This is a genomic window from Nitrospira sp. (genome assembly GCA_024760545.1).
Taxonomy (GTDB): Bacteria; Nitrospirota; Nitrospiria; order Nitrospirales; family Nitrospiraceae; genus Nitrospira_D.
Map to the genome: position 1 here is coordinate 159,566 of CP060501.1, position 23,325 is coordinate 182,890.

Sequence of the window (23,325 nt, forward strand, 5' to 3'; positions counted from 1 at the left end):
CGATTGATGACCGATTCGCCGGGACCAACTACTCCGAATGGGATCAAGCTGTTGCGTGTCGTCGAAGTGGACAATGCGTTGGATTCTGCCGTTCTTGAACTGCACTTCTACAATCTGAACATCTTGCCCGCCATTGTCCTTGAATACACCGGCAACAACCATTTCGCCAAGACGATCTTCCCAATCTCGGGCGGTATCCGAGTTCGCGCCGGACGTGCGCTTGGACAGGTGCAGGTTGATTCAACCGGAAGTCCTCCAAACGCAGCGATTACACAACCTGATCCCACGAAACCTCTGTTGCGCCTCGTCGTCAAACCGGTTGGAGATTATTCCACCTATACACTTGGGGTCAGCACCACCGGAATTGCCAATGCAGTGATCGATCCGCTCTTTGCCGAGATACGGTTCAAGTTCCGTCCTGGATGCTTCAATAACAACTGCGCCCCTGAATGGGAATCGGCACTTGCGCCTCTGGAGGAACCGGTCATCGACTATCTCGCTAAGGACTACGGGTCATTCCGCCGGACGATGATCACCGCCATGTCGCGTCGGGTGCCCGGATGGGAGCCGACCAGCGAGGCCGATCTCGACATGGTGCTGGCGGAGCTCTTTTCAGTCGCAGCGGATGAACTCAGCGACCATCAGGATCGCGTGATGAATGAAGCGTATCTGGCCTCTGCCCGAAAGCGAGTCTCGGTTGCGCGCCATGCCAGACTGATGGATTACCACATTCATCAAGGCAGCCAAGCTTCGACCTGGCTTGCGCTGGAAATCGGACATGATACGGGACAGAAAGCGTTCCAGCTTGCGCAAGGACTCAAGGCATGGGCCGGTGAAAGTACGATCGATGAAACGACTCATAAAAAAAAGGAAACAGCAGCATCAGCGGTATTCCTCTCTCGTCACGAGGGCACGCAAACCGTCCATCAATATCTCAATCATGTCGGCCTCTATACCTGGAGCGACACCATCACAACATTGAAGGCGGGCAGCACAAGGGCAGATCTTAAGCTGTACAGCAAATTGTATCTTGGCGATCCCGCTCCACCGGTCGAGATCGCGACGCAAGCGGCTGCCGACGAGATCCGCGACTTGATCCGCAACTCGCGCATCCGCCATCTGCTCATTCAGGAACATCTCAATCCACAAACCGGGAAGGCACCGGGAAGAAACCCGGCCAAACGTCAGATTCTTTCATTGATATCTGGAGCGGCGGAGTCGGTAAAAGACCCCATTACGAACGAGTGGATGGTTCGTGTCCATTGGGAAAAGAAGGACGCGCTTCGGTTTGACTATTGTTTTACCGTGGACTGTCCTGCCGACAATCCCGGAACCGCGATCGGTGCGGTAAAAAACGTCTCGCTCTTTCACGGCAATCTGGTCGAGGTGTTTCATGGACGAGAGGAGCAGACGATTTTTATAGATGAAGGAGAGTTGCTGGATGTAAGCGACCCGAATAAACCGCTCCAATTTCATTATGAGCGCACTCGCTGGGGCACGCTCTGCCGTCTCCCGGGCGTTCCGCTTGCCTATAAACAGACAACACCCGGCGGTGATGTTCCTCCGGAATCGACTTTGACCGTCGAGGTGACGCCTCCTGGTGACCCATGGGACGAAGTCCCGAACTTAATCCATAGCGATGATTCTGCCGAGAACGGTGACCACTTCGTGGTCGAAACCGATGAGAATCGTCAAAGCGTGATCCGTTTTGGAAACGGCACGAACGGCAGGGAGTTGCCCGATGGGGCCGTGGTGACCTGTACCTATCAGTACGGAATGCCGCTCGATGGCAACGTCGGCGCCGATATGATCGTGAGTGTTTCGGAAGACAGTCTCAAGGTCGTTCCGCCGTTTCCGTTCGTGCTCCGCTTATGCTGGAATCCGTTCGACGTGACAAATGGCCGTGATCAAGAGCCCGTTGCCGAAATCATCCGCCGTGTCCCCGAAGCCTATCGCCAGTATCAACTCCGTGCCGTCACCCTGGCGGATTATGTCTCGCGGGCGGAAGAAATCGAAGGGGTGTCCCGTGCCGCGGCCCGGTACGCTTGGACGGGGAGCTGGCGTACCGTGCGTGTCACGATCGATCCTGTCGGGACAACCGAGCTTTCGTATGCGCTCCGAACAACCGTGGCGGACTATCTGAACGCAGTCAGGCTGATCGGTGAAGATATCGAGATACGACCGCCCGAGTTCGTTCCGCTGGAGATCAACGTCGTACTTTGCGCAAGGCCGGATGTTTGGCCGGAAGATCTCAAGTTTGTGCTTGAACAGGAATTCTCTGCCGGATGGACTCCCGATGGACGCAAGGGATTTTTCCATCCGGATGAATGGACATTCGGGCAGCCGCTCTATGCCAGTCAGATCATCGGGCGTGCCATGAAAGTTCAAGGGGTAGAGCATGTTGTTGGGCAAAAAACGGGCACGCCACCCGCGGATAAAACCATCAGTGTTTCGATCAAGCGATGGAATTCTCCCTTTGCTGCAACAGATGCGCTGACCCAGGTCAACTACAACGAGATCATCCAGGTGATGGGAAATCCCGATCACCTGGAGCAAGGGTTTATCCAGTTCGAGGTCAAGGGAGGAAGGCAGTGAGCGACCGCGATTGCGCGAATGATTGCACGATGCCGCTGCGGTTTCCGCGCCGGCCCGGAACGGAGCTGCCGTTCGGCCATGGAGAGGGTTGCCCTTGCTGTAGCGCTCCACTGGACCACACCAGTCAGGACAATCGTCCGTCGCTTTCCCGGTTCAATTACCGGATCGGGACCTATGGGACGATTCGCGAATTCCTGTTTCACCAGATCGACCAAACTCCGAATCTCCAAACATGGACCCATCGCGCGCCGGACGATCCCGCCGTGGCGCTTCTCGAAGGCGCATCGATCCTTGGCGATGTTCTTACCTTTTATCAGGAAACATATGCCAACGAGGCATTTCTCGGGACGGCGCAATGGCGTGAAAGTATCGCCGATCTCGTGCGGCTGCTGGGCTATCGCCTTTCGCCTGCCGTTGGTGGGCAAGCGGTGTTTGCCTTTGAGCTGAAGAAAAACGAGCCTATTGTCATTCCCGCCGGATTCCCTCTTAAAGCCACACTGGAAGTACCGCCAAAACCTGCCGAATTTGAGACGATCGCAGAAGCGACTGTCTATCCGTGGCTCGGGAGATTTCATTTATACAAGCCGCTGGAAGATGGCGACATCACGCCGACGACAACCGAATTCTACATCGCGTATCCGGAGCAGCTTCTGGAGCCGATCGATCTAAAAATAGGCGATCGGCTGATCGTAGGGGAAGCGCCGGCGGTCTATTCCCCAGGGTCTTTCAGCCTGACCAATGCCGAAGTGATTTTCATCGATTCGATTCGAGAAGAGCACGGACGCACATACTACACGATCAAGGGCAAGCTGAGTCGCACGTCAAATATCGGCAGCCTATCGGCCTATCGTGTCCGACGGACGTTTCACCATTTCGGATACAACAGCCCATCGCAGATCGTGAATAAGACGGCGGCGGTCACATCCACCGCCACTGTAAGCGGGGGGACCACATCCACTTCATCAACCATACCTTATCAAACAGTACCGCTTGCCCGACCTGTTGATACGCCGTTCAATGCCTTCCAAGGCGCAACGATGAGCGCAAGCCTCAGCGACAGAGATTTTCCGATCGATTCGGAGGTGAGCGATCTTCCGAACAATGTTCCGATCGTCATCCAGGCGGCGTTCACGTATCCGTTCATGGCGTACATTCTCGGTCAGCCGTTACCGATGAGCACTCTCATCAGGATGATCACCGACGTCCGTACCGTGACCATGACTTGGGGCGGAATCAGCGGGACCGTGAGCCAACTGAGACTGAACGATGAACTCGGCAGCTCAGTTGGGGCGAATGCGTCGATGCAGATTGCCGATGCGCTCTTCCATGAAGTCACGAGTCCGCTATTCAGTCTCGTGCGGGCCAAGAAAGAAACGACGCTCACGTCCGGCAACACACTCTATTTCTATGGCGCGGCAGAACAGACGAAAACGTTAAAAGATCGCCGGATCATGTTCGATAAACCAGGTGAGGAGCCGCAGATAGTCACAGTGACCGATATCGATTCGACTTCAATGATGGGCACTGAGGCCATTCCGCAGTTACATGCGGTGACACTCTCGGAATCCGTTTCTTATGCCGACTTTCCGAATGGCGAGCCGCTTGTCACGGTATTCGGTAACCTCGTCGATGCGGATGAAGGCAAAACCCTCCCGGAAACCGCCATCGGCAGTGGCGATGAAACGACGGCATTCCAGAACTTTAAACTTCCCAAAGCTCCGCTGACCTATCACATCGTACCGGACAACACGCCTGCAGAAACGCCGGAACTTGCGATCTACGTGAATGGACGCGAATGGACGCGAGTGGATAGATTTTTTGGACATGACAAAGACGAGCAGATCTATATCGTCCGTGAAGACGCTGAAGGCAACAGTTGGGTGCAGTTTGGGGACGGCAAATCCGGGGCCAGACTGACCAGCGGCGTGAATAATGTCACGGCGGTGTTCCGCACCGGCAGCGGAGCATACGGCCCACTGAAGGCGGATACGAAAGTTCAGGCATCGGTAAAACTCAAAAATCTGGACAAGGTCGGGATGCCGATGGTTGCCACCGGTGGATCGACAGCGGAATCTGGAGAAAATGCTCGTCGAGCGGCACCCGGCAAGGTGCAGAGCCTGGGGCGTATCGTCAGTATCAAGGATTTTGAATTCGAAGCGGCAGCCATTCCAGGAGTCGCGTCCGCTTCCGCTGCGTGGCAGGTGGTCGATCACATACCGGCTGTGGCCGTCACCGTCTTGATGGAAACCGGACGCAGTGCCGAGATTGCCGCCGTACGCGCAACACTGAACGCCTACAACAATCAGCGCGGAGCCGCGCGCCATGCGATCGATGTCGTCTTGGGCAGGCGGATGTACGTGACGGTCGCCGTTCGTTATGCGCTCAAACCGACCTATCGCGCCGATCTGGTCGAACCATTTATCCGCCGTGCGCTGGGTGTCAATCGTGGTCAAGCCACTCCTGAGGAAGATCAGACCGGACTGTTCAGTCTCAGGCGCAGACGTTTCGGCGCACGGGAATATGCATCGTCAATCGATGGGACAGTGCAGAATGTCGAGGGTGTGCTCTGGGCTCGGGCAGTCGGTTTCACGGCCCTTGTGGATACGGATGATCCGACGACCATCGAACTGCCGTCGCTGACGATTCTCGATCCGATTGTGGTCTGTGACAGCGGCCATATCCTGAGCCTGTTCGATAAGCATTTGACGGTGACTTCTGTTGCCGAGGGAGGAAGTTGAGGTGGCCACGAAGAAACGCGTCGCGCTCTATCGGCGACTTCCTGAAATCTATCGTATCAAGGATGGCGATCTTTCGAAGCTCTATTTGGCTAACGGCCAACCGATGCCTGCCTATCAGCTCCGCGACTATCTCACACCGGTCGAGGACATGTTTTCTGCGATCCACGAAAACATCGAATCGCTCTATCATGACTTCTTCATTGAAACCTGCGATCCCTGGGTCATTCCGTACATCGGTGACCTGTTGGGAACCACCCATCTGTCCGGCGATCCGTGGACGCTCCGTGCCGATGTCGCCGATACGATCGCACTCCGGAGACGCAAGGGAACGTTGGGCGCCATCGAGCTGCTCACCTATATCCTCACCAAATGGGGAGTCCATTCGGTGGAATTGCTCGAAAAGATGGTGTGGAATCAGCATCTCAATCATCAGCGACCCGATGAAGGTGGAATTCCTCCCTATTCGCTCCCGACCGTTCGTCCTTCGACACCCATTCGAGGAGGGACCGTCTCCTTACGAGACCCTTCGTTACTCGCGCAGCTGAATACACCATTCGATCCCTTTGCCCATGTGGGGGAGGTCAAGCCACCGGAGATCGGGCACGTGAGCTGCAACCTGCCCAACCTGGCGATTTACCTGTGGCGACTCAAAGATTACCGCCTTGGCGTGACGAAGCCGTTGGCAGAAAAAGTGACCCCGTCGCTGGGTGCCCCTCGGGTCGTCCGTGTGAATGTGTGTGATATTCCGGTCAATACGCTCTCGATGCCCTACGTCAAACCGATCAATACGCCCGCCGGCAGGCCTGTGACACTCTTCAATACGAACAGGATCGGCCTCTTTGCCGAAGGTAGAACCGGCATGGCTGCACTCAACCTTTCTGCGATCGCCCCGCGTATATCCAGTGCCGATCAGGTACCAGGGCCTATTCCCAGGGCGCGCATTTCCGATTATGACATCGCCAAACAGTATGACGATTCGCTTGCCTCTCCAAGTCCGGCGCCGCTCCAATTGTTTGCCGACGCTTCATTCACTGCTCCACAGGAATATGTCTCTGTCGAGTCCTATGATCCGGCCTTCAATGTGGCTGTTCCTCAAGACGATTTGAAGTCGTACCAGCTTTCCGATGTCGGCTTACAACTGCATCTGCCCGACCCAACGTTTCCTGGTGAAATGTGGCCCCATACGGTCCTGCCAAGATTTTGGACCATACGAGGTGAGAATCTCTGCGCCTGGGAGCGTGGGCTGAATCCTCCGCTGGCCGATCGTGAGATTGCCGTTGATCCCGTCCATGGCCGACTCTGTATCGGTGTGTCAGACGATACGAGGGCGGATGCGCTCGTGCAGGATTTGCTGCTGACCTATACCTATGGTGCCGTCGGACCGGTGGGCGCGCACCCGGTCTCATACCCCCCGCTCCCGAAGGAGTTCGATCCGGCACAACCGTTGATTGATTACAAAGACGTGGTGCTGCGCAATCCGGCAAAGCAGCTCCAAGCGGTACTAAAAACAGCCCTCGAAGACGCGCGCACTGCCGCGGCAGGCGGAACTCCCAAGGCCGCGATCGTCATCGAGATCAAAGACAGCCGTACGCACTCGCTCGACATCGACCTGCTTAACGCGGCGGATCTCAATAGCGAAATGGGACGGAGTATTCTGCTGACATGCCCGTTGATCATACGGGCCGCCGATGGAGAACGTCCCGTGATCGAACTGGCGCGACCGCTCGCGTTCCGGCCGGCCAAAGTCGTCGGTGCCGATGCCGCAGAACAAGCGACGCTTGATGCACAAATGGGGGCGTTGTTTGTCAGGCTGGAAGGACTCTATCTTGCGCGCGGGCTGAATTTTGCGGCCGGGCAGCCGTTGATTGCGCGCGCCGCTCTGAACAAGCTCGAGGTTATGAGTTGCACGCTCGATCCGGGTGGATTTCGCTATTTTAATGGAAATCGCGCGCCGCTGTTTCCAGGAATGAATCTCAAAGAACCCTATGGATTTTCCACAGCCGCGGAAGAGCTCGCGTTCAAACAGACCCCGGAAATCATTCTCCAGCGATCGATCTCCGGAGCAGTCTTTACTGATGAAGGATACAGCCTCTGCCTTGCCGACTCGATCATCGAATCCATCCCTGTGACGATCGGTTTGAACGTGTTTCCCTTTGCGATCACGAGTGCCACCAGTCCGGCTACGGGTTATGCCGGGGCCACGACCATCCGAAATCTGACGATCCTTGGCCGAGTCCGAGCCCTCACTGCGGAAGGTGCCGGAGGTATTTTTACAGGCGTCGTCGAAGTGTTCGACCACCAGCGCGGGTGCTTGAAGTATTGCTATTTTTCGGATGATACGGGGAGTCCACCGCCGCCCAACGAGGTCAAAAACCGCTTGCCCCCACACTTTGCCTGTGTCTCCGGCTCGGACGCGCGGCTCATTTTTACCAGTGAATACTTTGGTGATCCTGCCTATTGCCAGCTTTCACTCGAATGTGACCCTCGTATTCTCGAAGAGGGTGTCGACAACGATCAAATGGGAGCATTCAATTTTCTGTTTGAGGCGCACAAGTGGCGCAACTTGAAGATACGATTTCGTGAGTTTATGCCGGTCGGGATCAGACCGATTTTGATCCCAGTCAGTTAAAGGAGGCATGAATGAGAGGCGACTTTTCCGCATGGAATAAAGACACATCTCACAATTTTCGTGGCACGCTCCACCAACAAGGCCGTGTCTTGCTCGATCGGGATTGGAACGCGCAAACCGAGATCATGGGCGAATGGCAGCAGCTTGCCGCGCGTGATGCGTTCGGGGCCGGAGTTGCGGCGGTTCCGGCGGATGAACCGCTCAGTTTTAAGATTACAAAAGCCGAGATAACGGGCGGTCAGGTCAAAGTCTCTCTGAACAAGGGACGGGTGTGGGCGGATGGACTGCTAGCCGAACTAAAAAGGGACGAAGAGCCTCCCGTGCTCCCGGCCGGAGTCGACGCGATCAGGACTGCGAGCTATCTTGGCCCGCCGATCCAACCTGCTCCACTACCGGGCGATGTGCCTGCAATTGGTGATCGCGACGCGGTAATTCTGGAAACGTGGCTCGAGGAACTGAGCCCCTTTCAGAATCCTGGTCTGCTGATCGAACCGGCTCTTGGAGGAGTGGATACGACTGAGCGTGTCCAGACTTCGTTTCGTTTTCGGCTCTACCGTATGGCCGTCGATGATACGTGCGATTCTATTATTGGCGCGCTGAAAGACGATTTCGGAAACAAGGGCAAGCTCATCGTCGAGCTGAAACCTACGATGGCGATTGATGGCGATTGCCCGGTGGTCGAGGAAGGCGGCTATACGGGGTTTGAGCATCGTCTCTATCGCATTGAAATTGCCGACACGGATAAACCCGCACCCCAGGCCTACTTTAAGTGGTCGCAGGTGAATGGAGGGCTTGTCGGGACAGGAGATTTTGACGCGGTTAACAAAACCGTCACGCTCTTCGGGAATAAAAATGCGATCGTGTATTCCGGATCGAACAATTTCTATCTTGAAGCGCTCGATTATGACCCGCTGCTCGGTTGTTGGAAAGTCGTATATGGCGCCAAAGCTGCGCTTGCCAACGATAATACCCTGACCCTGCCTGACCCTGTAGTAACACCGGGCGATATCTATAAGGGCGTGATTCCGTCCGCCCCGGCGAAGGGCAAGCGATTTTTCCGCCTCTGGAATGGGATCGAGCGTGTCGATGATTTTAAGACGAAGAAGGATCTCCCGGACAACCTTGGCATTCAAGTCACATTTGAACCTGAAGCCGTTGGCAAATATACCCCATCTGATTTCTGGACATTCGAGGCACGGGCGGCTGGAATCGGTAATCCGCTGGTTCTGGTTGGGATTCCCGGTCCAATGCCTGCCGATCCGATCACGCCGGTTCCGCCGCAGGGCATCTTCTACCACCGGGTTCCCCTCGCAGAAATACACTGGACCGGCAATATTGTTACCGGCGACGATATCGAAGACTGCCGCCGCCCTTTTCAACCCCTGACCAAACTTCGTGGCTGCTGCACATACCGTGTCGGCGACGGGATTCATTCACATGGCGATTTTGTCAAAGTCCAAGCGGCCATCGATGCGCTACCCGCAAAAGGCGGCATTGTCTGTGTTCTCAACGGTATCTATGACGAAAGTATTCTCATCGATGAACGGGTCGGAATTCGTATCCATGGTTGTGGTCCAGGCACACGCATTCGTGCCATCTCCGATAATGCCGCTCCACAGCCGGCATTCATGATTAAAAACTCGGACACCGTCGCGATTGAAGACCTCGCAATCGAATCCGGCCCGCGCAGTGCCGTACAAATCGATAACGCCCGTCGCGTGGCCGTTTGTCGTTGCTTGGTGCAGATGCGGGACTTGCCGACGATTTGGCAGGCGATCTATTCGCGAGGAGACGATATCCTGATCGACTCCAATATCATCGAAGTCCTGCCGCGCGAAGGAGTCGTGCCCGCACCAACCATTCCGCCGAAATTGGGCAACCCAGGGTCGCCGGCGAGCGTCAACACCCCGCCGAGCCCGATCGCAGTGGGGGCTGCCACGCGCGGTGGCATCCAACTCGCCGGCGGTTCGGATCGTGTTCGCATCATCGATAACCTGATTCAAGGCGGCATCTGGAACGGCATTACCTTAGGCAGCTTGGCCAAAGTGGGTGGTGATGGCGACGACGTCCCGGATGATCCGGAACAACCCGACCCCTGTGATCCTTGCAAACCTGTCGATACGACCGATGATGACAATCCGGACGGTGGTCCGCCAAAATTTGTCTCAGCAGGGGATTTGTATGATATCGAAATTGCACGAAATCGCATCACCGATATGGGAACCAATGGTATCGGCGTCGTCCGGTTTTTTGACATTATGAATCGCGGTGATTTGATCGGTGTGCATAACCTGCATATCTACGATAATTTCATCACCCGCTGCATGCGACGCGATATCGCGCCGGTTCGCAAATCGATGGAATGGCTTGTCGCCTATGGCGGCATCGTGCTCGCAAAAGTCAGTGACCTGCGCATCCTTCGCAATGAAATCATCAACAATGGCCGCCATCATCTATTCCCTATTTGCGGGGTCTACGCCATATTCGTGCAAGGTCTGCAACTTGATGACAACCGCATCCTCAATAATGGCAGCCGTAGTACGGAGCCGGTCAATAACGCACAAGTCGGCATACGTGGCGGCGTACATGTTTGGCTGATTCTCCCTTTACTGGACACAACAACCGAAACGTATTCATTCTCGTCATTCAAGCGCACTTCCTCGTTTATCGACGGTCCGATCACGGCCATGCTGCGCGATAATCTGATTGTGGCTCCGCTTGGGCGCGCGGTCACGTTTTTCGCACTGGGCTCCGTCGTGGTCGGCCGCAATCGCTTGGTCACCGAGGGAACGACCGGGAAAGGTCTTGATCTACTCGCAACGACCGTTCTCATTGGAAATCTGGGCATCAGCAATGAATGGACTCTCGGTCTGCTCTTAGTGCTGATCCTGATACGGGCGGGAAAACTACCTGATGCTTTGAAGGGTAGGGAATGCGAGTTGGCGAGGAACTTGGGACTGATTAACCTCTCGACACAACCACCCTCGCTTTGGCCGCCGCTGATGCGTAAATGGAACAGCGGGAAAACACTGTTTGCGGAGAATCAGGTCACGTTCGATGTGGCGGAAGACCCGTTTGCCTTCGCCCTCAGTTCGATAGCCGTATTTTCTCTTGATGATCTGGGGTTCGCCGATAATCAGTGTGAGATCAACTCGACGAATGTCTTCGTCTTGACGGACGTCATGCTTGGTGCCGGGAGCGTGCGGGTCGCCGACAATCGTCTTTCTGAAACATGGCTCCGCGCATTGTTGTCCGGCTGGTCGATCGGCGGCATGAACACAACGACGGACAATCAGGCTACCCACTGCCTGCGGGCTCAGGCGTTCTTGCCGAATATGCTCGTATTCAAGGACAATCTGTCTCTCGTCGAAGCCTTCTGCCCAGGCGTATGTGGCCGCGATCAAGGTTAGACATAGGCCTATCGGCTCCGTCGGACTTGCAACAGGAGATCTACGATGAACGATCAAGCGCAAAAGAATCAACGTCCTGAATTTCTTGCTGGAGAACCGACGGCCGACGCGATACGAAAACAATTTCTCGATGCTCCCCTGGCTGCGGCGCGACAGCCCGCCATCAACCTCGGACTCGAGGTGCTTGCCTTTATGGCCGCGCTCCCGGATGCCTTTATCGCGTCTGAAGAGCGGGAGCTCAATCGATTGTCGCGAACCGTTGAGGCAGGCAATGATCCGCGCGTGGAACGTCTGAAGGTTTCGATTGCACGAGCCACGGAATTACGTACGACCACTCAACAAGGAAAAGCGCGCATTGACCGTGCATTGGTTGCACTATCCGGAGAGAGCAACGTATTCCATGGATTTGTCTCGGATAATACGTTTGCGCCCCAAAAAGGACTGACGGTACGCCTGACGGCCGCTCGCGCTGGCGCCACAGACGAGACGTTTGCATCAACCACCACCAATGCTGATGGCTATTTCAGTATTCCTTTTGACCGGGAGTCCGGCAAGAAGCGAAAAGGGCAAACGCCGGAACCGAATGTGAAAAGTTCCGAACGAATGGCTGAAAGGCTGTCCCGCAAGACGGCGGCCGCAGCTGCAACTGCGGGCGATGGCAACGAAGTGCTTGCACGGGTTGAAATTCTCGATGCCAAGGCCGTCATCATTCATGAAGATCCAGTACCCATTGTCGTCAATGCAGGCACGGTCTATCGAGAGTACGTCATCGAGCCCAAGGAGGGCAGGAATGACCGGGCACGTTATGCCGGTAACCCAGCGACACGTGAATTCCACGACACGCAGAATCTCACCAAACGTTGTCAGTTCGACGCGGTCAAGTCCAGTGGGCCGATCTATTTCGGTAGTCCAGCGGATGCAGAAAAGGCAGGTTACGATCATTGTGCCTACTGTTTCGGCAAGTCGAAGTCGAAGTCGAAGCGGTAACGGGTCAGAAGCGATCTAAGCCAGCGAAGGTGGAGCCGAAGGCATGAGAGCGGCAGCTGCGATACATGCCACCGATAGCCGTGCGATGCATCATGCTGTTCGGAGCCGCATTGGAGACCTATCCCACCATATTCGATTGTCCCAACCTGTTGGGGAAGTTCCCATCCATCGAAAAGCTTCCTGCCCCTGCGGCGGAGGTTGTCCTACATGTCAGGCGAAATCCGCCGATCTGAAGGTCTCCCAGCCTCACGATGCCGCCGAGATCGAAGCCGATACGATCGCCGATAAAGTGATGCAGGAGAAAGTCGGGGGTGTTTCCGCTGACCCGTTGGCACACATTCGATCCAAGGGCAACGGCGATTCGGGCGGCATGCCTGCCGGTGGCGATATCGGCAGCTGTATGAATTCATCAAAGAGCGGCGGAAGCCCTCTTGATCAAGGCACACGCACCTTTTTCGAACCGCGTTTCGGCGCGGATCTTGGCGCTGTAAATATCCATACTGCCAATGAAGCCGTGCAGATGAACCGCCAATTGAATGCGAGAGCATTTACGATCGGCAATGATATTTATTTCAACCAGGGCCAATATCGACCTGATTCTGCCGAAGGCAAACACCTGCTGGCGCATGAATTGACGCACACCATCCAGCAGCGAGGAATGACCGGATTATCTCTGCAGCGAAAAAAATATGACGGAAAGGATGATGCCGGCTTTTATGAAATAGACGACGATGCATGCACGTTTAACTACCGTCAAGATTGGTACTTCGATTTCGGAAGTGCTATCGCACTAGCTGATCAGCCCGCTTTCATGCAGTCTGGCAAAAATCAGGTGGAAAGCGGATGGAGCAACAAATACAAGCTGGTATCGGGGAACAAGACCTGCGCCTGTGGAGAGAACGGATTCACCGTGAATGTGGAGCTAAATACTCATAACAAAAAGCGGGAAGGCAAGCACGGCTACACGATTGATGTGGAAAAAGATAGAGACCGTTCTGTCACGAACCCGCTCACTGGCACCATCAAAATGGAGTCCGATGCGGATGTCCCCGAGAACATGGGGCATACGGTTCCCATGGATATCATGTCGCACGAGTTTGGTCATACGCTCGGTCTACAGGATGAATACAACTGGTGGGCGGCTTTGTTCGGCGTTCCCGGCAGCGGCGACAAATCGTCATTAATGCACAGGGGCAATGATGTAAAGCCGTGGCACTACCAGCATTTCGCCGATATGTTGAACCTGGAGATGGCGCGATGCACTTTTTATCCTGAAGGTGGCGCAAAACGTTCTTCGCTGGCAGAGCCCGTTTCCCAGCTCGGCTTTACGACCGGTGCACTTTTCAATGAAGCCAGTCTCAACCCCTCAAAAGCTGAATTTGTCATTGGTCTTAATATCGACGCGCGAGTAAGTAGCGACGCCGTACTGGGATTGTTTTATCCGACGCTCGGTTTTGATGCTTATTTGAACGTAAAAAACGGAAAAATGGCTATGGGGCCGACAGCGGGATTACGACTTAACAGGTTAGCGCATCCTTTATATCTTGACATAAGTACGGGTGTGCTCTTTGCTCCCGGAGATGATCAGCAAGACGTCAAACTAAACGTGCCGCTGTCCACCACTTTGGGAATAAGAGGACGGGGATTTAATGTGGGCGTAAATTACACACCCATGTTCGACCTGTTGAATGGAGGCAAGTACAGCCACATCGTCGGATTAAACTTGCAGTTCGACGTTAAATGATTTCATTCTGATGAGCCGATTCGCGATAGAGGTTCGGACAGACGGAGCGCGGCGGTTTCCGGCACGACCGGCCCGCTGCGAAGCTCCCAACACGGTGTCCCCATTGTCAATTTCTGACTCGGGTATTCAACGCAAGGCCGCCTGTCCTTGTGGTGGCGGATGTCCGTCCTGCCAAGCGAAATCGAATGATCTGAAAATTTCCCAGCCCAACGATCCGGCCGAGATTCAAGCAGATCGGATTGCGGATCAGGTGATGTCGGCATCAGGGCATTCTCAAGCTCATGCCGCATTGCCGCACAACCACCGTTTCTCGGATCAATCGGAAGGGCAGATGGATGTGACTCCTGCCAACGTAGGTCAGGTCCTTGCCGGCGGGGGCAGGCCGCTCGATCAATCGCTGCAGCGGGACATGGAACAGCGCTTTGGTCATGATTTTTCTCGGGTGCAAGTACATACCGATGCTGCTGCCGAACAATCTGCGCGGGACTTGAATGCCCATGCCTATACGGCAGGGCACAATATTGTTTTTGGAGCAGGGCAATATATGCCGAGTATGGATGCAGGTCGGCGATTACTCGCACACGAGCTGACGCATGTTGTGCAACAGTCGAACGCTTCGCCGTTTGCCCAACACCGTCTTGACTCCGGAGTTGAACATGGTCGTGAGCTTGCCGCACGTAACGCCGAATCGCCGACGATCGGCAACCTACAGATCTCGAGGCTTAATGCCGCGGATACATCATCTGGTCTTGTTCAGCGGAGCGTTGTGCGTGAACATGTATCGTGTCAGCAGAATGGGTTGACGAATCCAAATCTCACAGGGGATGAAGTTGTTGCTGCTTTGGAGGCGGCGGATGCGGAAGCTATTAGGTTGGCGTTACGGGCGGAACTGTTGCTTGAAGCACATCTGCTGTTTGCTCGTGCGGGCGAACCTGTTGATCCAGATTTTGATGTGATCTTGCAGGAAGAGTTGGGCTTAACACTTACCAATCGGGCACATTTCTCACTTGTCGAACAACAAAGGGATCGCTTCCGACGGGTGCGTGAAACCCTGGAGAGCGGCTATCTTCGTTACATATGTCGTGGCGGCACTGTGAGTCTCGTGGGATGCGCAACAGGAACATGTGGAGCTGATTTTGCTTTTTCATGCCCCGGTAATCGTTTAGTCGTTCTATGCCAGGCATTTTGGGACGATCCGACGGAGCAAGCTGGGACAATTTTACATGAACCATTCCATATCTGGTTTCATATGGCACGCCATGCCCCAAATGCGCTGAGACGTGCGGACGCAACATGCTTCGAAGCCTTTGCAAGACGCCTGGCTGGAGAAGACGTCGCCCATATCTCATGCGCGGGTCATACGGCTGGATGAGGACGCCGTTTCATAATGGGAGTGGTCAATAGATGACGGTATGCCCCGTTGGGAAGTTTAAGAGTCGCTTGGAGCTGTCATCGCGCCGACCAGGTTCGTGTCAGCCTGAGCTAGTATCGTCCCTGTCAGTGCACGATCAGCTCCAAATTCAGAGAAAGTCTTCTTGTCCCTGTGGTGGCGGGTGTCCGGCCTGCCAAGCGAAATCGAATGATCTGAAAATCTCCCAGCCCGGCGACCCAGCCGAAATCGAAGCGGATCGGATCGCCGATCAGGCGATATCGGCATCAGGGCACTCTCCAGTTAATGCCGCATTGCCGCACATCCAACGTGTCTCAGGTCGGTCGGATGGGCAGATGGATGTGGCGCCTGTGAACATGGATCACGTCCTTGCCGGCGGTGGCAGACCACTCGATCAAGAACTGCAACGAGACATGGAACAGCGCTTCGGCCACGATTTTTCCCGAGTGCGAGTACACACCGGCGCTGTCGCCGAACAATCGGCACGAGACGTCAGCGCGTATGCCTATACGGTCGGCAACAATATCGTCTTTGGGCAAGGCCAGTTCGCACCGGGGGCGCAGGCAGGACAGCAACTGCTCGCGCACGAACTCGCACACGTGATTCAGCAGTCGGTCGGCGCGCCAGTGGTGCAACGGCAGATCAAAATCCCGATCTTCGATGAATTTGACCCTTGTGTGATCGATCCGGTGTTTGGCAAGAAGGTATGTGGCTCCTATGCCAAGGCAGCGTGTGAAAAATTCCCTTCCTTGCCGGGATGCAGTTTTGTATGCAGAAAATTGGGATGCAAGAAACCGGAAAAACCCTCCGTCACTTGTCCTTCCGGCTTCCGTCCCGGCAGATCGGCAGAGTTCAAAGACCAATGTTGCATTGAAAAAAAGACAACCAATCCAGATCCGACGACAGAAGACAATACAGTCGAGAGTGCCAGCAACTGTTGTCCGCCAGCCCGCGCTGCTTCCACACCGTTGGGCCTGCGTTGTTGTCCGGCGGGCGAGGTAGCATTTAACGGGCAATGTACCAGCGGCTCTGAACCTCAACCTCCCGGACCAATTCCGGCTTCTAGTCCTTTCGCGCCTTGCTTGCCGGGGGAATTACCGAACCTCTTCGGCGGGTGTTGTGGGCCGGGAGACCATACCGATAAGCAAGGTCATCCCTGTCTATCCTTGCCAACTCCGACGCCGATACCGGACCAGCCTTCTATTTCAGCGCCCGGGAATGTTGTGCTCCATTTCGACCAGGACCGACCGATGAGTGGATGGGCGAAAACAGAGGCTACCTTGCTGCGAAGCCTCACGACCGAAGGTAAGTCCGTGTGGCCTATTCTGCTCGAACAGTTGCAGGGTAACCCGTCTTTAGCACTCCAACTGGTTGGAAAGGCTTCGCCGGAGGGTCCGGAAACTTATAACCTGGACCTGGCTCAGCGTCGCGCTCAACTCGTTATGGAAGTGCTCGTCGATAAAGGGGTCGGACGCGGACGCATTGTCGATGTCGCGCCCGAATGTACAATTGTCGAAACGGGGGTGTATGCCTGCGGCGAGGTGGGTGCTCTCGGCCCAGAGGATCGTCAGGTGAAAGTCGTGTTTGCTGTAAGCCCATAGTCGGTGGAGCTGGAAAGCTCCATACTGATCATAGGAGTTTTATAAGAGGATTTATCAATAGATGACGGTATGTCCCGTTGGGAAGGTTAAGAGTCGCTTGGAGCTGTCATCGCATCGACCAGGTGCGCGTCAGCCTGAGCTAGTATCGTCCCTGCCAGTGCATGATCAGCTCCAAATTCAGAGAAAGTCTTCTTGCCCCTGTGGTGGAGGATGTCCGTCCTGCCAAGCGAAATCGAATGATCTGAAAATCTCCCAGCCCAACGATGCAGCCGAGATTGAGGCGAATGCCATTGCCGACCGTGTGATGAGGATGCCGGCCGGGGCCGAAGCACTGAACCCGACGAATCATGTCGATCCGACAACCGGGATCCATCGTAAATGCGGTGTGTGTGAGGAAGAGGAGGAAACGATAGAGCGAAAGCCTTTGCCGGCCGCAGGCGGAACGTCATCGCAAAACCCGGAGCATGTGAACGACGTGATCAGCTCGGGCGGGCGACCGCTCGATCGTACGATGCTGCAATTTTTTGAACCGCGCCTGGGCCGCGATCTTTCAGGGGTTCGGATCCACACCGACTCGGCAGCTTCGCAGTCGGCGAACGCAGTCGACGCACGGGCCTACACGCTGGGCAACAACATCGTCTTCGGCAACGGCGAGTACGTGCCGCATTCGGAAAGTGGCCGGCACCTGATCGCCCATGAGCTTGCGCATGTCGCTCAGCAGAGCGGTCAAGCGGCCTCTGGAAAGCCGCCGGTGATCGCGCGCGTCGCACTCACACCCGCCGATGTGGACACACTCGCCGACTCGCTTCACGATGCCATCGCCAGTGCTCCAACGGACGAGGAACTCATCTACGTTGCCCTGCAAAAACTCGAACGGGACGCGACGGCGATCACGTCGCTCAAGACTGCGTATAAGACGAAGCATACGACAGACCTCGTCGCCGATCTTGGCTCGCAACTAAAGGGGCAGAGCCTCGCCCTCGCCAAGACACTGCTTGGGGTGAAAGGCGGTCTCGCAGTTTCTACGAAAGCGCCGGCTACAGCCACGGAGTTCGAGGCAGTTGCGAAGACGATCAATACGGCGCTCGCCGGCAAGACAATCGACGCCGAGGCCATATATGCCGCCCTGCTTCCGCTCGCGTACGACTCGACAAAAGCCAGCACACTGAAGACGACGTATGCCTCGCTGTTCACCAATATGCTCGAGGCTGACCTCAACGCGAAGCTGACAGGCGCGGACCTCGCATACTCGCTCTACCTCCTCAATGCACCAGGCCCTGCTGCCGTCCACGCGCCGACCACATTCAAAGCCCAGCCCGGCCCGGGCAAAGCGCCGGCGACGGCTCCGCCGCCCGTCGCAGGGGGGGCGATCAAGGCAGAGACCGAAGTGCCGTGGCAAACCACGTCCGGAACGACGGGGCAATATGGGTTTGGTGTCGGCTACAGTGGAGCTCTCTCAGCACATAGCCGGTGGGTGCAGTTCATCGAACGTGAGATCAGCTACGATCCGAAAGGCGGCGGAAAGCGAACGTCGCTCGATAAGGAGATCACCGCCGGCGGCGGCAAGAACAAGTACCGGTTAACGACGTCGACAGCTTCGCCCAACTGGGCTGTGGACAGCTACAGCGCGTCAAGTCCATTTTTCGACGAGAAGAGCGACGCATGGCGCGACGCGACCTCAGTGTCGATCTACGACGCGCCAGTCCCACGCGAGGGCGACATAAAGGAACTATTCGACGCAGGGCACACTAATGTCACGTCCCGAGCGCATTTCGACATCTATTTGATTCGTGACTACTCGGCGATCTACCACGTCGAGATCGAAATCGTCTGGACCTATTCGGATCCAAAAGACTTGAATAAGCGCAAGACGGCGCGAACTATCACGTCAACGGGCAAGGTGAACGTTCTACCCGGAGCGCTGAAGAGTACGCTCGTCGCGCGCTATCCGGCGTATGCATATATCCGTTAGCCCGTTTAGCCTGACGTGATCTTCTGACGCCGCAAGCTGGAACGAGATGCATCCGAGGTCGTGATGGAACGCCGAATTCCGCACCAGGAAAGGTGAAGCGGACTAACCGAAATGAACGCGAGCGCAACAATCTCGATACCTGACGTGTCGACTCGCCGTCGGACTGAGGTGACGTCATTTATTGGAAAACGACTGAAAGCGATGTCGGGGTAGAAATAGTCGGAGTGTCCTGGAACGAGAAAGGTAATCCCGCAGCTTTCTGTGGAACGATTTGACCTCCGTAACCGGAGTGCACGACGAAAGAGAAGACCTGTGACAAGTTTTTCCGCTAAAACCAGCCGTGCCGAAACCCACCGCTCGAAATCGGCCGAAACGAAGCAGACAGCCGATGGCAGGTCGCAAGAATCGGTGATGAGTTCTCTGCCGTTCTTTGGGGCTCTGGTACAGCGTAAAGCGTCCTGCCCCTGCGGCGGCAGGTGCCCGGCCTGCCAGGCAAAAACGAGTGACCTCAACGTTTCCCAACCCAACGATCCCGCAGAGATCGAAGCCGATGCCGTTGCGGATCGAGTCATGAGGATGCCGGTTGGGAATGCACAGCCTGTGGCAAGGGGTGAGCATTCCGATCATGCCAATCATCGAAAATGCGACGCGTGTGAAACAGAGGAACAGGAAGGGATTGCTGGACCGGTCATGCGCAAAGAAACGTGTGCCTCCGCTATGCCCGATCCGCCGCCGGGCGATATTCCACCATCGATCGAGGGCGTCGTGAATTCCGGTGGGCAGCCATTGGATTTCGGGACACGCCGTTTTTTTGAGCCGCGCATTGGCTACGATCTCAGTTCAGTCCGCGTCTTTACTGATCCTGCCGCCGGACAATCGGCTCAGTCGATACAGGCCCGTGCCTACACACTCGGGAACAACATTGTCTTCGGCAACGGGGAATACAGCCCAGATAGTGGAAGCGGAAAACATCTGCTGGCGCACGAACTCGCCCACGTTGCACAGCAGGGTAAGGGAACCGGAACCCTTGAATTACAACGACAGTCGGCTCCAGGCGGCGGTTCGACGACTGCGCCGGCTACCGCTACAACGTTTGGAGCCAGCTGTTCAGGTGGGGCGACCGATCCTTGTCAGCAAAGCCGATGCACGACTCCGATCGCCGATATCAATGCCGATCTCTCGCGAGCAATCGCCTATGTGGATAGTGCGATTGCTGCCTTGGGTACCACTCCACTCACTGCTGGGACCCGAAGATCCCTGGACTGGTATTTCAACAGCCAGACGGACGAAACAGCTGCCACTGTTCTTGCGCGGCTCACCTGCACCAGAAATGAACTTCAGGATACCCTGACGAATAGTCGGTTCGGTTGCCATCCGGATGACCCCTTTATGGCGTACGTTTGCACTTCTCAGATAAGTCCCTGTCAATCGATTCGTACGAACGTATGTCTCACCAATAAGTATTTTGGTAAGTCCGATCGAGTCCGCGCTGAAGCGTTGATACATGAATGCGCCCATCGAGCAGGATTATCGACCGGTAGCGATCCGCATCTGTATGATGTTAATTGGGCATTCATGTTCATGGATACGGCGGATTCTCTCAGGAACGCCGATTCATATGCCTTGTTCGCCACCTCTGTAACGGAAGGGGTCAGGACGACGATCTATGGGTTCCCTTATCTGGTCGGTTTGTCTGGAGGCGCTAAGGCTCCCGGTGTTGATGCGTCCACCTGGCAAGCCAGACTATATTTGGGAACAGAGTTCCAGAATCCGGTTCTCGGACTATTTAATCCGACTATTGGAATTGGGCTGTCGATGATCGGCGAAACGACGACCGGAGGTACGTCACCTGTCACATCGTCGGAATCATTTCTCGGATCGCTCGTAGTGGGATTTCGACTGATGGATGCACGTCCTGGTTCGGCTGGTGGTGGATATGTTTCATTCTTTGGAGGTCCGGCCCTTGCCATTGGTGGCGGCAGCACGGGAGGAGGCCCAAACCTGAAACTGGGCGCAGAAGCAGGCGTCGGAATAGGGTATCGTTGGCGCTGGCTCGATGTGTCAGCCGGTGTCAATTATGCCTACGATCCAACGCGTGAGGCAGGGATGGAGCATTTGTTTATTCCGAATGTGTCGATCACCTTTGCACCATTTGGATTTACTCAATCGCCCTCAAGTCATTGAGGATGGGCCATAAAAGGTAAGGATCACCCTATGTTCGCTCAGGCGGGAAGAACAACTCAAACCAATGATCTAGGCAGAAGGCCTCGACTGATGCCGAGCAACTGGGATGTTTCATTTGGGGAGACCACACATTCTCAGCCCATCATTCAACGCACAGCCTCCTGTGCTTGCGGCGGTGGGTGTCCGGCGTGCCAGGCGAAGTCTAGCAGTCTCACAGTGTCTCAGCCCAACGACCCAGCCGAGATCGAAGCTGATCAGGTTGCGGATCGAATCATGCGAATGCCGGATGACATTTCGGTAGCTCCGACAGGGCCGACTAGGGTATCCACGGCTATGCCGGTTCTTCAGCGGACGGAGGCCGACGGCGAGCAGCCCAAAGAGGAAGGGAGCCGTTGTCCAAGTTGGCGTGCCGATCCAGAGAGCATCAGCAAGCGAGCCGGGGAGTTTTATGCGCGGAATCATTTGACGCCTCCGTCACAAGCGGCCGTGGAGCGGATCCAGTGCGAGCCGCCGATTGCCAACGGCAACTATGGCTGTTATGTGTATTTCAGCGATGGACTGGTGCTCCGCGTGATCGTGCGCGAGACGGATATCGTGGTTGGGACAGGTCCCGGACCGTTCACGACAGAACATCCCCCGCCGGCCACCCCGTTGTGTTTCTACGAATACTCCTGCCCAGAGGGTGAGTTGGTGTTAACGGTCAAAAAATGCCAGAGCGCAAAACCGAGCGGTTCGTCTGGACCGCCACTTGTTGCGCAACGAGCGGCCTCGTCTGGTGCAACGGCGCCTCGGACCGCGCCGTCGATCGCGTACGACGTGTTGAACTCGTCGGGGCAACAGCTGGACTCCGCCACACGCGCCTTCTTCGAACCGCGTTTTGGCTACGATCTTTCGCACGTGCGCGTCCATTCTGACCCGCTGGCAGACCAATCGGCGCGAGATGTGAACGCTCAGGCCTATACGGTCGGATCGCACATTGTTTTTGAGGCTGGTCGGCTCTCACCTGGGACAATGGAAGGCAGACGGTTGCTGGCGCATGAGCTCACGCATGTCATGCAGCAAGGGCATACCGGACCGGGACAATTGCAACGACAGGTTGGTGCGCGACCAACAAGCGAAAATGTATGGGGATTTTGGGTAACGAGATCGATGTGTGGATGTCGTCAACAGGTGCGGGATGGGATTACCTCGGCGAATATGGTCGGCACGGCGTATGCTGCCTGTGATGTACCTGCCAATCGAACGAATGTTGCTGTGGAAGCATGTGTTCGTACTGCGCTGCCTGGGACAACGGTAGCAGGATCTACCAGCTCAAGCGGTGCGATGACGTTGCCTCCTCCTTCCAGTGATCCTTGTCAGCAGATAGATGATCGAACCACCTTTGTCCATGAGACTATGCATGCCAGACATACGGATGTCATTGCACAGGCGCAAGGCCCGGCCTTTTTTCGTGAATGGAGGCGGCTGGCGGGTGATCCAAATCGATTGAACACCTTGCGTGCCACATTTCCGGCAGAAGTGGCGGCTTTTGAGGCAGCGTGGAACGACGGGCATGATTGGGCTCTGGATGAAGTCAACTCTTATCGCTGGGAGAGACGGTTCTTAGAGGACGTGCGTGCGGCATTAGGTCGGATATGTTGAAATAGAGCGTCTCGCTATTATGCAGTATGCTTTGCTCGTCTCGTACAGGTGTATGCCGGTGTTTCAGCAGCTGAACAGAGGGTAGATCTATGCCCAGAGCCCATAGAGGTCCCGTTACTGTACCTTTGTCATAGCGATAGAGGGGGTAAGACTAATGCTTGAAGGGTTGGTCGTCAGGTATCGTGTCATTTGTTATGATAATCAGACGGTGGCCGACGGCAAGTGAGGACCATCGGTAGTCGGTTTTCGGTGGTCAAAAATAGTCTGTGAAATGCGTCTTGCAATATTCTTTTGGAATGGGTATATATGGTCGGCTCAAGTTCAGGTCAACTTGCCGTTTTGGCAGCGTATTAACTTCATGATGTAGCTTCTGACGATCCTACCAATGGTTGTGACATCCACAGGATTAAGTACCGAAGGAAGAGTCTCTTTCT

Annotated in this window: 11 protein-coding genes; all 11 read left to right on the forward strand. The window is 55.5% G+C overall.

Annotation, left to right across the window (positions count from 1 at the left end; genetic code table 11):
- Nucleotides 1-6: 6 nt before the first annotated feature.
- Nucleotides 7-2,595 (forward strand): baseplate J/gp47 family protein, encoded by a 2,589-nt coding sequence (locus H8K03_00740; protein UVT22332.1) that lies wholly within the window; start codon nt 7-9, stop codon nt 2,593-2,595.
- Nucleotides 2,592-5,333: a hypothetical protein gene (locus H8K03_00745; protein UVT20488.1), complete on the forward strand. Its 2,742-nt coding sequence runs from the start codon at nt 2,592-2,594 to the stop codon at nt 5,331-5,333. The genes H8K03_00740 and H8K03_00745 overlap by 4 nt, the downstream gene beginning before the upstream one ends.
- A 1-nt stretch (nt 5,334) precedes the next feature.
- Nucleotides 5,335-7,962 carry a hypothetical protein gene (locus H8K03_00750; protein UVT20489.1) on the forward strand — a complete coding sequence of 876 codons (2,628 nt, stop codon included), beginning with the start codon at nt 5,335-5,337 and terminating at the stop codon, nt 7,960-7,962.
- Between the two features lie 11 nt (nt 7,963-7,973).
- Nucleotides 7,974-11,372, forward strand: coding sequence for a hypothetical protein (locus tag H8K03_00755; protein UVT20490.1), 3,399 nt, complete (start codon nt 7,974-7,976; stop codon nt 11,370-11,372).
- A gap of 45 nt (nt 11,373-11,417) precedes the next feature.
- Nucleotides 11,418-12,359 carry a carboxypeptidase regulatory-like domain-containing protein gene (locus H8K03_00760; GenBank protein UVT20491.1) on the forward strand — a complete coding sequence of 314 codons (942 nt, stop codon included), beginning with the start codon at nt 11,418-11,420 and terminating at the stop codon, nt 12,357-12,359.
- Between the two features lie 43 nt (nt 12,360-12,402).
- Complete coding sequence (locus tag H8K03_00765; GenBank protein ID UVT20492.1) at nt 12,403-14,103, forward strand: DUF4157 domain-containing protein; 1,701 nt, start codon at nt 12,403-12,405, stop codon at nt 14,101-14,103.
- Nucleotides 14,104-14,356: 253 nt separating this feature from the next.
- A complete protein-coding gene (locus tag H8K03_00770; GenBank protein UVT22333.1) occupies nt 14,357-15,475 on the forward strand; it encodes a DUF4157 domain-containing protein in 1,119 nt (372 codons plus the stop codon).
- Between the two features lie 353 nt (nt 15,476-15,828).
- Nucleotides 15,829-17,094 (forward strand): DUF4157 domain-containing protein, encoded by a 1,266-nt coding sequence (locus tag H8K03_00775; GenBank protein UVT20493.1) that lies wholly within the window; start codon nt 15,829-15,831, stop codon nt 17,092-17,094.
- A 304-nt stretch (nt 17,095-17,398) separates the two neighbouring features.
- Entirely contained in the window at nt 17,399-19,066 is a 1,668-nt protein-coding gene (locus tag H8K03_00780) for a DUF4157 domain-containing protein (protein UVT22334.1), read from the forward strand.
- Between the two features lie 312 nt (nt 19,067-19,378).
- Complete coding sequence (locus tag H8K03_00785; protein UVT20494.1) at nt 19,379-21,250, forward strand: DUF4157 domain-containing protein; 1,872 nt, start codon at nt 19,379-19,381, stop codon at nt 21,248-21,250.
- A 333-nt stretch (nt 21,251-21,583) separates the two neighbouring features.
- Nucleotides 21,584-22,891 carry a DUF4157 domain-containing protein gene (locus H8K03_00790; protein ID UVT22335.1) on the forward strand — a complete coding sequence of 436 codons (1,308 nt, stop codon included), beginning with the start codon at nt 21,584-21,586 and terminating at the stop codon, nt 22,889-22,891.
- Nucleotides 22,892-23,325: the final 434 nt, after the last annotated feature.